At 61.7% G+C, this 15299-nt stretch carries 12 protein-coding genes; 5 read left to right on the forward strand and 7 right to left on the reverse strand.

Translation table 11 applies throughout. The annotated features are described in order from the left end of the window. Nucleotides 1-5: 5 nt before the first annotated feature. The 6 genes from CQW49_RS09785 to CQW49_RS24545 form a co-directional block, all read right to left on the reverse strand. Nucleotides 6-455 (reverse strand): chemotaxis protein CheW, encoded by a 450-nt coding sequence (locus CQW49_RS09785; protein WP_003610578.1) that lies wholly within the window; start codon nucleotides 453-455, stop codon nucleotides 6-8. Then, complete coding sequence (locus tag CQW49_RS09790; protein WP_003610580.1) at nucleotides 455-2428, reverse strand: chemotaxis protein CheA; 1974 nt, start codon at nucleotides 2426-2428, stop codon at nucleotides 455-457. Before CQW49_RS09790 ends, CQW49_RS09785 begins: the two co-directional genes overlap by 1 nt. 65 nt (nucleotides 2429-2493) lie before the next feature. After that, the gene (locus tag CQW49_RS09795) at nucleotides 2494-2859 is read right to left on the reverse strand and encodes a response regulator (RefSeq protein ID WP_003610583.1); all 366 of its coding nucleotides are present in this window, start codon (nucleotides 2857-2859) and stop codon (nucleotides 2494-2496) included. A 137-nt stretch (nucleotides 2860-2996) separates the two neighbouring features. After that, entirely contained in the window at nucleotides 2997-3302 is a 306-nt protein-coding gene (locus tag CQW49_RS09800) for an STAS domain-containing protein (protein ID WP_003610586.1), read from the reverse strand. A 259-nt stretch (nucleotides 3303-3561) separates the two neighbouring features. After that, nucleotides 3562-3726: an SRPBCC family protein gene (locus tag CQW49_RS24540; protein WP_003610587.1), complete on the reverse strand. Its 165-nt coding sequence runs from the start codon at nucleotides 3724-3726 to the stop codon at nucleotides 3562-3564. 90 nt (nucleotides 3727-3816) lie between these two features. Continuing rightward, nucleotides 3817-3975: a cupin domain-containing protein gene (locus CQW49_RS24545; RefSeq protein ID WP_155931280.1), complete on the reverse strand. Its 159-nt coding sequence runs from the start codon at nucleotides 3973-3975 to the stop codon at nucleotides 3817-3819. Between the two features lie 486 nt (nucleotides 3976-4461). On the opposite strand from CQW49_RS24545, the gene CQW49_RS09805 reads away from it, so the two are divergent. From CQW49_RS09805 to CQW49_RS09820, 4 genes are all read left to right on the forward strand, one after another. Further along, nucleotides 4462-7803, forward strand: coding sequence for an efflux RND transporter permease subunit (locus tag CQW49_RS09805; RefSeq protein WP_003610588.1), 3342 nt, complete (start codon nucleotides 4462-4464; stop codon nucleotides 7801-7803). Between the two features lie 146 nt (nucleotides 7804-7949). Beyond that, nucleotides 7950-9011, forward strand: a complete 1062-nt coding sequence (locus tag CQW49_RS09810) for an efflux RND transporter periplasmic adaptor subunit (RefSeq protein WP_244441319.1) — start codon at nucleotides 7950-7952, stop codon at nucleotides 9009-9011. Nucleotides 9012-9041: 30 nt separating this feature from the next. Continuing rightward, nucleotides 9042-10634 (forward strand): efflux transporter outer membrane subunit, encoded by a 1593-nt coding sequence (locus CQW49_RS09815; RefSeq protein WP_003610593.1) that lies wholly within the window; start codon nucleotides 9042-9044, stop codon nucleotides 10632-10634. A 206-nt stretch (nucleotides 10635-10840) separates the two neighbouring features. After that, nucleotides 10841-12148 carry a GGDEF domain-containing protein gene (locus CQW49_RS09820; protein WP_244593406.1) on the forward strand — a complete coding sequence of 436 codons (1308 nt, stop codon included), beginning with the start codon at nucleotides 10841-10843 and terminating at the stop codon, nucleotides 12146-12148. Nucleotides 12149-12359: 211 nt separating this feature from the next. Here CQW49_RS09820 and CQW49_RS09825 read toward each other — a convergent pair whose 3' ends face one another. Beyond that, entirely contained in the window at nucleotides 12360-14138 is a 1779-nt protein-coding gene (locus CQW49_RS09825) for a substrate-binding domain-containing protein (RefSeq protein WP_003610595.1), read from the reverse strand. Between the two features lie 368 nt (nucleotides 14139-14506). Here CQW49_RS09825 and CQW49_RS09830 point away from each other — a divergent pair, with 368 nt between their 5' ends. Further along, entirely contained in the window at nucleotides 14507-15202 is a 696-nt protein-coding gene (locus CQW49_RS09830) for a hypothetical protein (RefSeq protein WP_003610596.1), read from the forward strand. Nucleotides 15203-15299: the final 97 nt, after the last annotated feature.

Below are 15299 nucleotides of genomic sequence, written 5' to 3' on the forward strand. Positions count from 1 at the left end.
CCAGCTCAGTTGAAAATGCGCTCGATGTCTGGAACGACGATGAAGTCGTCCTGCCAGCGCCCGATGAATTTCACCAGCTCCGGCCGCCAGCGCATGCCGATGCGCGGCGCCGCTCCGAGCGATGAGAGAGGCAGCTCCGCCACCTCATAGACCTTGTCCGCCACGATCCCGACGACGGTCGGCTCGCCGTCGAGATCGACCTCGATGACGACGAAGCGCGTGTCGGCCGTCGCCTCCGCGACCTCCATTCCGAAGCGCGGACGCAGATCGGCCATCGGCACGACCTTGCCGCGCACATTGATGAGGCCGCGCACGAAATCGCGCGCGCCCGGAACGTCCGTCACAGGCGCGGGATCGAGAATCTCGCGCACGCGCTCGGCGTCGATCGCGAAGATCTCGCCGCCGACGCCCAGCATCAGGCATTGCCTGCTTTCGTCTATCGTCTCCTGCGCCATCACGCCGCCTCCTTCTCGCGCGCCTTGCGCTCCTCGTCATGCGCCTGTCCGCGATCGACGAGATGCGGAATGTCGAAGATCAGCGCCACGGCGCCATCGCCGAGTATGGTCGCGCCCGAGAAGCACGGCACGTCGGCGTGCAGCTTGGAGAGCGATTTGATCACCGTTTGATGGCTACCGATGATCTGATCGACGACGAGGCCGACGCGCTGATCGCCGAAGGAGACGACGACGACCTTCTGATGCGGATCGGGCGGCGTCTTCGCGCTCAAGAATTCGCGCAGCCGCAGGAAAGGCACGAGATCGCCGCGGATGTTGAGGAAGCTGCGGCCCGCCGAGCCGCCCTCGCCGGCGGTCGCCAGCTCCACGCATTCCTCGACGGAAGAAAGCGGGATGACATAGCGCGCGGCGCCGACGCGCACGAGCAGCCCCTCGATGATCGCCAGCGTCAAGGGCAGCCGCAGCGTCACCTCGGACCCGCCGCCCGGCGTGCTCGCGATGTCGATCGCGCCGCGCAGGCCCTCGATCGTGCGCTTGACCACATCCATGCCGACGCCGCGGCCCGAGAGCTTGGTGATCGATTGCGCGGTCGAGAAGCCGGCGTGGAAGATGAGCTGATGAATTTCCGCATCGCTCATCACGGCGTCCTCGGCGATGAGGCCGTTGGCCACCGCTTTGGCGCGAATGCGTGCGACATCGAGCCCGCGTCCGTCGTCGGCGACGGTGATCAGCACCTCGGCGCCGGAATGGCTCGCCGAGAGACGAATGCGGCCGGTGGCCGCCTTGCCCGCGGCCGCGCGTCCGGCGACATCCTCGAGGCCGTGATCGAGCGAATTGCGAATGAGATGCACGAGCGGATCGGCGAGGCGCTCGATCATCGTCTTGTCGAGCTCGGTCTCCTCGCCGGACATCACGAGATCGACCGGCTTGTCCAGCTCGCTGGAAAGATCATGCACGAGACGCCGATAGCGGCCGAACAGCGAGCCGATCGGCACCATGCGAATGCCCATGGTGACGTCGCGCAGATTGGCGGCGAGACGTTCGATCTCCTCGGCGATCGCTTTGATGTCGAGGCTCGCCGTCTCCGCGAGCTGCGTCAGCCGCGCCTGAGCGATGACCAATTCGCCGACGCGATCCATCAGCTCGTCGACCTTTTCCGCCTGCACGCGCACCGAGCCGGCGCCGCGCCCCTCGTTCTCTGCGCTGCGTCGCGTTGCTGTCGGCGCCGCTTCGGCGGCGGCGGGCGGCGCCTCCTCCACATGCGTCGACTGCTCCTCGTCCACGCGCTCGATCTCGAGACTCATCTCGTCGATCACGAAGATGAAGACATCCTCGATCGCCGAACGTGGCGCATCGGTGACGAGCGTCGCCTCGAAGGAGAGATAGCAGACCGTCGGATCAATCGCGTCGAGCGAGGGAACCGCATCCGCGCAAGCCCGCAGATCGAGCTCGCCGAGCGTGCGCAGCTCGTCGAACAGCAGCAGCGGATTGGTTCCATTGACGAGCACGCGCTCGTCGAAGGAGAAGCGCAGACGCCAAGCGGCGCGGGCGGGCCGAGCGGGCGCCGCGATCTCGACGGCCGGCGCCTCGGCGGCCACGGGCGCCGAAGCCTCCACCACGCGGCGCAGCTCATCGAGAATGCGTCGGCCCGTCGCCTCGTCGGCGGCCTCCGGATCCTCGATCTGCGCGCGCACGTGATCCTTGGCGAGCAGGGCCACCGAGACCAGCTCGGTGCTGGGCGGCGCCCGGCCCTTGCGCACATGATCGAACGCCGTCTCGAAATTATGAACGAACGCCGACACCTTCTCATAGCCGAACATCGCGCCCGAGCCCTTGAGCGTATGCAGCGCACGGAAAGCGCAGGCGATCAGTTCATTGTCGGATGGCGTCTTCTCGAGATCGAGCAGCGATTGCTCCAGCTGCTCCAGCAAATCGTCGGCTTCCTCGCGAAAAGCCTTTTCGGCGTCGTTCATGGGACTCGTCCACTCGACGGATTAACGGGATCGGCGACGGTTTTCGACCAGCGTCTGAACGCCGCTCAGCTGCCGATCAGCTTCTTGACGACGGCGAGCAGCTGGTCCTGGCTGAAGGGTTTGGTGATCCAGCCCGTGGCGCCGGCGGCCTTGGCCTCCTGCTTCACCGCAGTGTCCGACTCCGTGCTCAAGAAGACGATCGGCACGCCGCTGTAGGCGGGAAGCTTGCGAAGTTCGCGAATGAAGGTAAGCCCGTCCATGACCGGCATGTTGAGATCGGTGATCACCATATTGGCCTGCTCGCTGCGCGCGGCTCCGAGCGCTTCGCGACCGTCCTTGGCCTCCATGACGCTATAACCCGCGACAGTCAGCACGGCCCGCACCATCTGGCGGACGCTGACCGAATCATCGACTGTCAAAACCTTCTTCATATTTGCGGCCCTCTGGTCGAGAGGCAGGGGCTCCAACGCCGAAGCGCCTCGCGTAAGGAAGGAAGGGGCGCCGTCATGTCGCACCCGTGTGTCTGCGCCGCGCCGCCATCGACGCGACGCCGTCGAAATCCAGCACTCTAGAAGGGGCTGGACGCGCTGTCCGCGAGGACGTCGGCGGGGACGAATCCGGCGCGTCGTAGCGCCTCGGCGATCGTCGAATCGGGCTGCGCCACAATTTGCAACGCGGCGCCGATCGCATGCGCCGTGCGACGGCTCGCGATCAGCAGCTGGATGAAGGTCAGGTCGACCTCGGTGGCGAGAGAGCAGTCGATTACGATATCGAGGCTTTGTCGAAAGGCGTTCCGGAGAGCCTCACGAATTTCCGGCGCTTCTGCGATCATCTGCTTTCCGCTGCAGGCGACGATCATAGGACGGCCATTCATCGCTTTCGTGCTCCAATACCTAGCATCAAGTTAGCGGGCCGGCGATTAAGACTACGTAAAAAGCCTTTCGAGGATCGAACGAATTGTATACAACTTGGCATTGTGTCGTCATCGATCGACAAGCGCGCCGTCCGACGCATACCGTTGCAACCAACAAATACCCGAGCTCAGTTCTTTAGAACGCGTCGCGAGCGGACTCCGAACCGCCGCAGCGATGTGGAGCGAAGGAGTAGACGCCGCCGCGGCGGTCGCGCTGCGCTCATTTGCGGTTATCGCCGGCAATCATCCAGACGAGGCCGGTTTCTCCCCGGCGCATGACCACCCCATGGTTCCATGCGAAGACGGGCTTCAAGATAGGCGCGAGAGCGCTCATCCAGGATTTGCTCACGTTCACCCGCCAGTCGTAGCGGGCGACGGTTCCCATCGCTACGGGTCCTCGCCAGACGCCCCCTCGAGCTCGCCGAACGCGCGCCTTCGATCCGTGCGAGTTATCATTCGAGTCGGCGTTCCATCGTCACATCGCCATGACGACGATGCAGTGGCAGCCGGCGGGAGTCGTGGAAGCGGAGTGGCGGCTGTCCGCCGGTGACGCACGGAAATCGCCGGGCTTCAATTCGTCGTCGCCGATCGAAAGGTCGCCGGAGATCTCCTCGTCCTGCGGATGGTCGTGCACCGGATAGACAGCGCTCTATCGGGAGCATAAGCGCGCGTCTTGTCCTTGCACGAGATTGTTGGCGACCCGTCTTCACGCCGCTCATGCCGTGCGCCGCGAATTGGCGATTTTGGACGACGCGGCTTTCGGCAACAAACATCTGCTTTTTGCTGCCATGACATCTCGACGGTCGTCCCGTGACCAGCGCGATTGCTGGCGAGGGGTGTGAGGGTCAGCACCCCATCCGCCTTAATGTCGCCATACGATATATTCATGTCGTATCACGATCTAAATGAGCGCGGCTCGAGGTGACAAGCCCTCGCCGCCAGACATAAGGAACGCGCCTCGAGTGCCTTCACGGAACGTGTACGAAGCGCCCGACACGCCGTCCCGGCCGTGTTCGAACAGCGAACACATTGCCTCCGACGAGCCGCCGTCGCCAACTCGCTCCACCGTCGCAGCGTTTGGCGACTCTGCAATCGCTGTACGATCTCACGAGGTTCGCATATGAACGCGATCGTCGTTACCGCTCTCCGACGACCCTACACCTTTATCGTGCTTTCGATCCTTATCCTGCTCTTCGGCGTCCAAGCCATATCGAAGGCGCCAACCGACGTCTTCCCGAACATAAAAATCCCGGTGATCGCCGTCGTGTGGTCCTACGCAGGACTTTTGCCGGCTGACGTGTCAGGACGAATCACCTTCTTCTACGAGCGAGCGCTGACCTCGACGGTCGAGGGAATCGAGCATATCGAAAGTCATTCTTATTTCGGCAGCAGCATCACCAAAATTTTCTTGCAACCCGGCGTCGATCTCGCCGCGGCAGAAGCCGATGTCGCCTCGATATCGCAAACAGTCACCAAGGCTCTACCCCCCGACATTTCGCCGCCGATGGTGATGCGTCTCGAGGCATCCTCCGTACCGGTCGCCGTTCTGCAGGTGACGTCCGAATCGATGACGCCCGCCGACCTCTATAATCTCGCATACAGCCGAATCCGGCCCCTTCTCGTGACCATTCCGGGCGCGATCCTGCCACATCCCTACGGCGGCAAGCCCAAGCAACTTCTCGTCTCGCTCGACAAGCAGAAAATGCTCGCGCGCCATCTCAGCGCCTCCGACGTGCACAACGCCTTCTCTCATCAGAGCCTCGTGCTTCCGGCCGGCGACATGAAGATCAAGGCGACCGACTTTATGGTGCAGACCAACGCCTCTCCTTTGCAGATCCAGGATTTCAACAACATCCCCATCAAACGCGTCGGGAACGCGACGATCTTCATGAAGGACGTCGCGGATGTGAGTCTTGCCGGCCCGCCGCAGACCAATGCGGTGCTCGTCGACGGAAAACAGGCTGTCACGGTCGTTGTCATGAAAAGCGGCGAAGCCTCCACGCTCGCGGTCGTCGACGGAATCAAAAAAATGATTCCGCGCATCGAAAGGGTCGTGCCGGCCGACGTAAAGGTAACGCTGCTCAACGACGCATCCGTCTTCGTGAGGGACTCGATCAACGACGTCGTACATGAGATGGTCGTCGCCTCTGCATTGACCGGCGTCGTCGTTTTGTTGTTTCTAGGTTCTTGGCGCGCCACATTGATTATCGCGACCTCGATTCCTCTATCGATCCTCACCGCGATCATCTGTCTGCGATTCCTCGATCAGACCATCAACGTCATGACTCTCGGCGGCCTCGCGCTCGCAGTCGGCATTCTGGTCGACGATGCGACAGTGATGATCGAAAACATCGACACGCATCTCGAGATGGGCAAGCCGCTCGAGGTCGCGATTATCGACGCAGCGAATCAGATTGTCATTCCGACATTCGTCTCGACCCTCTGCATCGTCATCGTCTGGTTTCCGCTGTTCGAACTGTCAGGCGTTTCGGGCTGGCTGTTCACCCCTATGGCGGAGGCTGTCGCGTTCGCGATGGCCGCTTCTTTCATTCTGTCGCGCACGCTCGTGCCAACGATGGCGAAATATCTCCTCGTCGACCCGAACGCTCCTCATGAGCATCAGACGGCCGGCGCAAAGAGTGCAGAGGACGCGAAAGCCATCCTGGGGGCGCGCAAATATCCAACTCCTGATGAGCTCTACGCGATGGCCAATCGACAGGCCGAGGAAGAGGCGATGGCGGGCGAGGGCGGAGTTTCGCATTTCGCGATGCGTGTGTCGGAGCAGGGAGCGGGACCCGCGCATGGACACGCCACGCATCGGGCGACCGGCTGGTTCGGCCGCTTCCAAGGCCGTTTCGAAAAGGGCTTCGACGCGCTGCGTGACCGATACAATGAACTGTTGAAGCGCGCCATCGAACGACGCGGCGCCTTTGTCGCGACGTTTCTCGCCTGCGCGGTCGCTTCGCTCGGACTCCTTTTCCTGGATGGCCGCGACTTCTTTCCGGAAATAAAGTCCGGGACGTTGCAAATGCATATGCGCGCGCCTTTAGGGACACGCATGGAAGCCGCTGGGCGCATCGCCTCTCTTGTGTCGAACGACATCGCGCGAATCTTGCCTGGTCGGGTCGAGGGTGTGCTCAGCAATTGCGGCCTGCCGCTCGGACCGCATAATCTGGCGTTCATACCGACGCCGACGATCGGCACTCAGGATTGCGACCTTACCATCACACTGAAGAACGAAACGTCGCCGGTATGGGACTACCGACGCATTCTGCGCAAGGAGCTGGCTCTTCGTTATCCCGGGACCGAGTTCACGTTCCAGCCGGCGGACCTGACCGCGAAGATTCTGAATTTCGGATCGCCGTCGCCGATCGATGTTCAGATCAACGGAATGGACATGCAGGAAAACTACGCTTTCGCTCTGAAGCTCGCTCATGAGCTGCGAAAAGTGAGTGGCGCGACCGACGTGGTCATCCAACAGACAATGCGCACGCCGACCTTGCTCGTGGAGGGAAACCGCAGTCTCGGCCTCAACATCAAGCTGACTGAAAAGGACATCGCAGACAATCTGTTGCTCAATACGACCGGGAGTCAGCAGGTCGATCAGGAGTACTGGCTCGATCAAAAGACCGGGCTTTCCTATCAGGTCAACATCTACACGCCGCAGCCGCAGCTCACCCGGGTTCAGGATCTCCTGACCATCCCGGTGAATAAAGGTGAGCTGGATCCAGGAGGAAATGAGACGCAGCTGCTCGGCAACGTCTCCAAATTATCCTTGGTCGGAACGCCTGGCGAGGTCACGCACGCCAACATCATGCCGCTCTTCGATATCTACGTCTCGACCGAGGGCCGGGATCTCGGAGGCGTGCTCGAAGATGTAGAAAGGGTCGCCAAGAGCCTCGAACACGAGCTGCCGCGCAGCGCATCACTCGAAGTGCACGGCCAAGCAGAGACGATGCGCTCCGCTTACATCGAGCTGATCGGAGGGCTCGCCGCCTCGGTGGTGCTCATCTATCTGTTGATCGTCGTGAACTTCCAATCCTGGCTCGATCCCTTCATCATCATCACGGCGCTGCCCGGGGCGCTCGCCGGAATCGCATGGTCGCTCTTCATCACCCACACCAATATTTCGGTGCCTGCTCTCACAGGCGCGATCATGTCGATGGGAACCGCGACTGCGAACTCGATTCTCGTCGTGTCTTACGCTCGCGAACGCTTGGAAATCCACGGAGACGCCCTGCTGGCTGCGGCGGAGGCAGGCTACGCCCGCATCCGCCCGGTGATCATGACGGCGTCCGCGATGATTATCGGAATGGCGCCGATGGCGATCAGCAACTCTCAGAACGCGCCTCTCGGACGCGCAGTCATGGGCGGTCTGACGGTTGCGACCGTCGCGACTCTGTTCTTCGTGCCCTGCATCTACGCGATCGTCTACGGCCGCAGACAGAAGGATAAAGCCTAATGCGGGATGCACTGCGCAAGAGACCGATTACGGCGACGATCGGCGTCGTCACCTTGCTTTACGTCGGATATGAGCTCGTTCAACGCTATCGCATAGCGGAGGCGCTGCGCGAGGAGACGCTCGCGAATGCGGTTCCGACCGTCGCCGTGCTCAAGGCGCAGTCTGGCCCGCCGTTCGAGACGCTGACCTTGCCGGGCAATATCGAAGCTTGGTTTCAGGCTCCGATATACGCCCAGGTGTCCGGTTATGTTAAGGCATGGCACAAGGATTACGGCGCGCAGGTCGCGAAGGGCGACGTTCTCGCCGAGATCAACACGCCGACGCTGGATGCGCAATTTGAGCAGGCAAAGGCCGCTCTCGAAGCACAAAAGGCGAAATTCAACCTCGCTGTCGTGACCGCCAATCGATACACATCGCTGCGCAGCTCGCATGCGGTGTCGGAGCAGTCGATTTCCGTCGAAGTCGCCAATATGAAATCGGAAGGGGCGCAAGTCGCCGCAGCCGAGCAGAACGTCAAGAATTTCGAGGCGAAGGAAGCGTTCAAGACGATCATCGCGCCGTATGACGGCGTGGTGGTGGCGCGCAACATCAACGTCGGCGACTATGTCAACAAGGAAGGAAACATCAGCGATCGGAGCACGGTCACCAGTCTGTTCTCGGTGGCGGACATACACAAGATGCGTCTCTTCATCTCGGTGCCGGAGGCGTTCGGACATGTTCTGAAGACGGGCTTGACTGCGGAGGTGACGGTTCCTCAGTTCGGAAGAAGACGCTTCACAGCGAATTTTCTGACGGTCGCGAACGGCTTCGATCCGAACACGCGCACCGCGGTCACGGAATTCACCATCGACAACGAGGACCGCGCCTTATGGCCTGGCTCCTATGCGACTGTTCATGTGAAGGTCCCTCTCGATCCGAACATTCTGGTCATCCCCTCCAGCGCCCTGGTCTTCCAAGAAGACGGCGCTCAGGTCGCTGTCGTCTCCGACGACAATCGCATCCATTTCAAGTCGATCGGCGTCGGAAAGATCATGGATGCCGCAATCGAAGTGATCGACGGGCTGACCAAGGATGATCGCATAGTGAACAATCCCAGCGCCGCATTGCTCGAAGGAGACGAAGTGCGCGTCGTTCAGCCGGCTCCGGGATACGATCTGGCGACGCCGAGCGCTTCAGCGAACAATGGCGATCAAAATTCCGCTCTGTAACGTATAGACCAGCTCGAGCGAGACTCATCAATGCTGCTACCTTCACGAACGCCCTGGTCGCGCGCAGCGCTGCTGCTCGCGGCGCTCGGCCTCTCGGGCTGCGACGCGCTTCCGGCCGTGGATTTGGCGCCGGAGTATCAGCCTCCGCAGTTCGTGGTTCCCGAATCCTGGCGGGGCACGAGCCCCTTCACAGTGGCGACTCCATCGGATGGCGAAGTTCGAATGGAGTGGTGGAAGCTGTTCCGGGATTCGACCCTCGATGATCTCGAGAGCAAGGCGATGGCCGCCAACCCTGATCTGCAAGCCGCCGCGGAACGCTTTACACAAGCGCGCGACATCGTCATCAAGACTCAATCGCGTCGGATACCTCATCTCGGCGTCGCATTCGGCGCGTCCGACGATAAGCAATCGGACGCGGCCTTGTTTCGTGGGCCGCTCGATCCGACATATGACAGAAGCTATTCTCCTGGCGGCCTAGCGTCCTGGGAGCCGGATTTCTGGTCTGCGATCCGCAACGCGACACGCGCGACCGTCGCTCACGCGCAAGGGCTCGCGGCGGATTATTTTTTGGCGCGGCTGAGCCTGCAGGCGGAAATCGCGAGCGACTATTTCGTCCTCCGCGGCTATGACGCTCAGAGCGCGATCTACAGGCAATCGATCGCTTATTATAAGAAATCCCTCGAGGTCGTGAATGATCGCTTCAAAGGAAAGCTCGCTTCCGAGCTCGACGTGGCGCGCGCCCAATCGCTCCTGTATAGCACGGAGGCGAAAGCCCAACAAATCGAAGCCGATCGCGAGGTGACGGAGCACGCGCTCGCTATATTGACGAATACCGTCCCTGCGAGTCTCTTCATTGCGCGGACCTCACTCTTGCGGCTTCACCCGCTGAAGCTTCCCCGGGGCGTTCCAGCGAATTTGCTCGAGCGACGACCGGACGTGGCCGGCGCGGAGCGCGAAATGGCGCGGGCTAATCGCGAGATCGGGATCGCACGCGCAGCCTTTTTCCCCAATGTCGTCTTCCGACTGGACGGCGGTTTCGAAAACAACAGCCTCAATTTGTTCAAGCTCGCTCACAGCTATTGGACCTATGGTTCGACGGTTTCGATGCCGCTCTTCGAGGGCGGCCTTCGCCGCGCGCAATTGCAGCAATCATGGGCGGCCTATCGCGAAACAGAGGACAAATACCGTTCGGTCGTGCTGAACGCCTTTCGCGAGGTCGAGAACGGACTCAGCCTGACGAACCGACTCGACACGGCGTCGAGGAAGCAGGACGCGGCGGTGGCGGCGACCGAGAAGACGCAGAATCTCACGATGGAGCTCTACAAGGGCGGCCTCGTCACCAGCCTCGACCTCATTTATGCGCAAGTCGCGACTCTTACCGCGCGCATCGATTCCGCGATCATCAAGACTCGTCTGCTCGGCTCCACCGTCGGTCTGGTCCGCGCGCTCGGCGGCGGCTGGAGCCGAAAGCAACTCCCCACCGACGAGCAGATTCCCCCGATCGCTATGTTCCAAACGGATAATTTGACGCGGCCAGCCACTGTGAACGACATCGGTAGCGCCACGCCCGACATCAACGCCGACAATAATCTCACGAGGGGCGTTTCGACAAAGACTCCATGAGATCGGCCAGTCTCATCCCTCGCCTGCAGAGCGACCGTCGCCAAAGGCGCTCTATCAATTCGATGCTAACTATAAGGGCCTGTTCCGACCTCGGCCGTGACTTTGTTAAAGCAGACGAAAGTGGTTGGATTTATCCGTGGTCGGCGCTTCCGTCGGCAGCCCCGCCGGAGGCGGCCGGCCGCATCGACTCGAGCCTCTCGTAGAGCGTGAGTCACGCAGGAGTTGGCAGGCGCAGCGAGACCCCATGCTGGTTACGCCGTTTGCTGTCTCGGCAGGAGCCGAGCTCACGACGACGGTGGAGATGGCGCGCGCCGCTTTCTGAGCAAAACGGCGCGAGCCTCTACCGGAGCGGCGAATTCGAACGATCTGGAGTCGCCTTGATCGCTTTGGCGCCGACGCTGTTTTTGTTCAGCGCATTCATCCTCCTGCTGCTGAGCGCCTTCATCTATGTGATCTGGCGTAGCGACGAAGAGGCGAATGAACTGTGCTGGTGGGCCGCGAGTTTCCTGACGGCGGGATGCTCGGCTCTCTGCTTTGCTTTTCGCAATCAGATCGAATCGCTCTCGATCGTCCTCGGCAACGCCTTCTTGCTGTGGTCCTACGGCTTTCTCTGGACGGGAGCCGCGATTTTCGCCGATCGTCCTCTGCGACCTCGTTCGGCGCCGCTCGGGGGATTCGTCTGGCTGTCGGGACTGTGGACGCAGGACATTCACTTGCGGATCGCGGCGGTCGCCGCGATCGCCGCGATTTACGAGATCAGGACGGCTTATGAGCTGTTGTCCTACAGTCGCGGCCAGAACGGACGTCTGGTCCTGGCGCGCGCCGCGGCGTTAGCGACGGCGCTCCAGGCCGGGGTCGATTTGGTCGTTTCGGTTTCCGCGTCATTTCTCGAACTCGACGCCACCGACTTCGTCGACAGCGCGTTTTTGAAATTCCGCTCGCTGGAGCTCGCGTGCTACATATCGATCCTCGGGGTCACCTTGGTCGCCCTCTCGAAGGAGCGTCTGGCGAACCGCCGCGAGATTGCTGCGATGAGCGATCCGTTGACGGGCGTCGCCAATCGACGCGCCTTCGATCGGGCCATCGAGCGCGCGACGAAGTCGGCCTCCGTGAAGCAGAAGAGCGCGGTGCTCGTCTTCGACCTCGATAATTTCAAGGACATCAACGATCGGTTTGGCCATGCGGTCGGCGACCAGATTCTGACCGTTTTCGGCGAAGCGGCGACGCGCAACATTCGCGCCAACGACATGTTGGCGCGGATCGGCGGCGAAGAATTCGCCGCTCTCCTTTGTCCGGCGGATCGCAACGTCGCATTGGCGGTCGCGGAACGGATTCGGCTCGCCTTCATCGACGCGGCGTCGGTTCTGGCGGAGGGGCAGGCGACGGTGAGCATAGGCGTCGCGCTGGTCGAAGGGCGCGCCCCGGACTATCGGGAGACGACGCGAGCGGCAGACGCCGCGCTCTACCGGGCGAAGGCGAGCGGTCGGAACAGGGTCGTCTTTGCAGGATCTTGAATGTGAGCCGGGCGTCCAGACGAGCTCGAGGGTCTTCGTCGAAGCGCGGCCGGGAATTGCCGCTCGGCGAGGGCTTTGTCGTAAGTTGATGGCCTCCGACAAAGCTCGCGACGAACCCGAACGGAGACCAATAGTGACGAAGGCCGCGTGCGGCCCTCGTCCATTCTCGCATCGACTTCGGAGCGCGTTGGGAGCCGCGCTTCGAGATCGATCAGGCGCCGCCGGTCACGCCGGTGCAGCCCTGCGTGGCGCCGGGCAGGCTCTTGATGGAGGTCGACGCTCCCGAGTTGACGAAGTTGCTCAGGATCGGATTGGCCCAGCTGATCGGCAGCGGAGCGAAGCCGTTCAGCGCGAGCACCGTCTTGACGTTCGGATCGGTGAGCGTGCTGTTTCTGTTGATGGTCGTCGGCGTGCCGGCCGCTCCGCTGAGGCTGCCGTTGTAGAGCCAGCTCAGATAGTCGGTCAGCACGGTTTCGCGATTGGCGGAAGCGAGGCAGCTATAGGTGAACAGGAACGTCGTGCCGGTGATCGGGTAGGCGGTCGTCGCCGTCGCCGGCGGGACCGCGAGATAGCCGACCGTGGCCGGCAGCGAGCCGCCGGTGAAGGGCGCATAGGCGCGCTTCTTCGAATACACGTCGTAATCGGCGTATCCCGCAGTCGTCGGCGCCGGCATCGGGACCCACGCAGCCTGCGTGGAGGCGATCGTCGGCGCGGTGAACGGCGTCGACGTGCTCGGCGTGTAGATGCCCGCGGTGCGCCGCGCCTCATTCGCGATGGCCGCCGCGTTCGGACCGCCCGGGTCGGAGCCGGCGGCGGGGAAATAAGGCTTGGTGAAGTCGTTGCTGATGTAGCCGATGGCGCCGGCGGTCGTGGTGATCGTCCGGGCGACGTTTTCCGTCAGCGACGCGCTGATCCAGTTCGTCGTATTGCCGCCATTGGCGACGACGAGCGGCTTGAACACGCCATTGAAGTCGGTGGTCGGCAGAGAGGCCGTGTTCATCCACGCGTAGCCTGCGCCGAGGACCGGGCAGTACGACCTCAGGAAGTTGGTCAGGATGAAGGTCGTGCCGCTCTTGTCCAAACGATAGACGAGCTTGATCGGCGTGCTCGCGGTGGCGTACGCGACCGCGCCAGGCGTGTTGAAGCCGGAGAAGGCCAGCGTGGCCGTCGTGCCGGCGCTGGTCAGATAGGCGATCGACGTCGTGCTGTTCCAATCCGTCACCTTGCCGGCAAAAATCGCGCAGACCTGCGCCGGGTTCAGATGGATCGGGGTCTGGATGACCTTGCCGGTGAGCGGCTCGGTGGTGCTGGTCTGGGTCTTCACTTGCCAGACGCCGCTGTTCGGGAACGGAATGTTGACGCCGAGATCGACCGCGACCGCGGCGGACGGAACCTGGACCGGCGCGCCGAAATTGGTCGAGCTATAGGTGATGCTGAGTATCGTCGGAGTCGTCAGAGTTCCGCTGAACGTCTGCCAGTTGGTGTTAGGGGTCCACGTGCCGCCGGGCGTGTGCCCCGAGACGGTGAGCGAGCCCACCGGCGTCGCCAGCGGGGCGTCGCTGAAGCCGAAGTCCAAATGGTAGCCGTGATCCGTATCCGTATAAGGATAGGAGACGATCGGCGAAACCAGATAGGCCGGAGGCGTCGCCGGAAGCGCCGCAGGAAGTGTGAACGGGTCCGACCCGGTCAGCAGCTCATGAGTGTCGTTGGTGACGAAGGCGCGCGTGCCGCTGCCGCTGCCGATCGAAGCATATTCTCCGGTGACATTGGTCTGCCCGGCGCCGGCGGCGTTGCAGGTGGTGCCGGCGATCGTTCCGCCCTTGTAGCAGTCATAGAGCGCGCGGCCCGCCTGTGAGAACAGCGAGCTGCCGCCGCCGAAGATGTTGCCGCTGTTGGCGAGCGCCGGCTGCAGGGAGGCGGAGGCGACCGTCGCCACCGCCGCCAGAGCCAGCGTCGAAGCCGACCCGGCGAGCGAGTGAGAAAGTTTCATTGGAGCCACTCCGTGTCGAGTGCGTTGAATTTGCGCTAAAAAATGCAATCCCCGCCGCGAACCGCACCAAAGATTGCGGAGCTTTCTTGCCGGGATTGCTTGACTTCCTGATCACGTATTTATGACAGAATGGTCGCACATTGTGCTGCTTTTCGTGATTAAATATTCTTTAACATGCAGTTATATGTGAAATATGAAGCTTTTAAATTTCTGATGAGCCTCGATAAGCATCAATATTATCTCAGTGATGCATCATACGTAGCTTGATCGTGGCTGTTTGTAAAAATTGTTTTGCATAAATGCGCTATTTATTGCTTGCACATGCCATCCGGCGTGCGCGTTCACCTCTCAACATATTGGGGTAAATCATGAAAAAGACGTTTTTGGCTTCCGCCATGAGCGCGATGCTCATCGCGATGTCGGGTGTCGCGCAAGCCGCGATCGTTTCGGTCACCTACTCCGGCAAGGTCACGAGCGGCGTCGACACGACCGGCGTGTTCGGCGCGCCGGGCGTCAATCTGGCGGGCCTTCCCTTCACCGTGAAATATGTCTTCGATACGGCCCGCGGCGCCGTCACCATGGGTCCGCCGCAATTCTCCGCCATCGGCGGCGCCGCCGCCGGCACGGCGTCTCCGTCGATCGCGACGCTCGTCGTGATCAATGGTCGCGCCCTTCTCTATACGGGCAATCAATTCGGAGAGATACTCGGCTATAATGATGGTCAACTGAGCCAGCAAGCTCACGAGTCGGACATGACGCTCAATGCCGGCGGCCGCACTTACAACATCAACCTGAATGAAAGCATCACCGATTTTGGAGTTGCTCTTCCCGCCACGATTACGGGACCGCTCAACTACACAGTTGGAACGAATGACACCAAGACAGGCGAGCTGAATCTAATCATTACGAACACATCGACCGGCGAAAGCATCGGCAGCGCCGACGTGTTCTTGGATGCGGCCTCCCTGCAGATCAAGACGCTCCTCGGCGCGACTTCGGTCTCGTCCGCCTTGCAGCCGTCGCCCGCTCTGTCCCACATCACGCGACTGGGTCTTGTCCGCTAACAGCCGGTTCTTGCGGGGACCGACACGGCCGGGCGATGACGTCGCCCCGTATCGATCGGTGTCGACGGCGACAGCGCGCCCTTGATCACGGCGGCGA

The sequence above is a fragment of the Methylosinus trichosporium OB3b genome (assembly GCF_002752655.1).
In the GTDB taxonomy this organism is placed as follows: Bacteria; Pseudomonadota; Alphaproteobacteria; order Rhizobiales; family Beijerinckiaceae; genus Methylosinus; species Methylosinus trichosporium.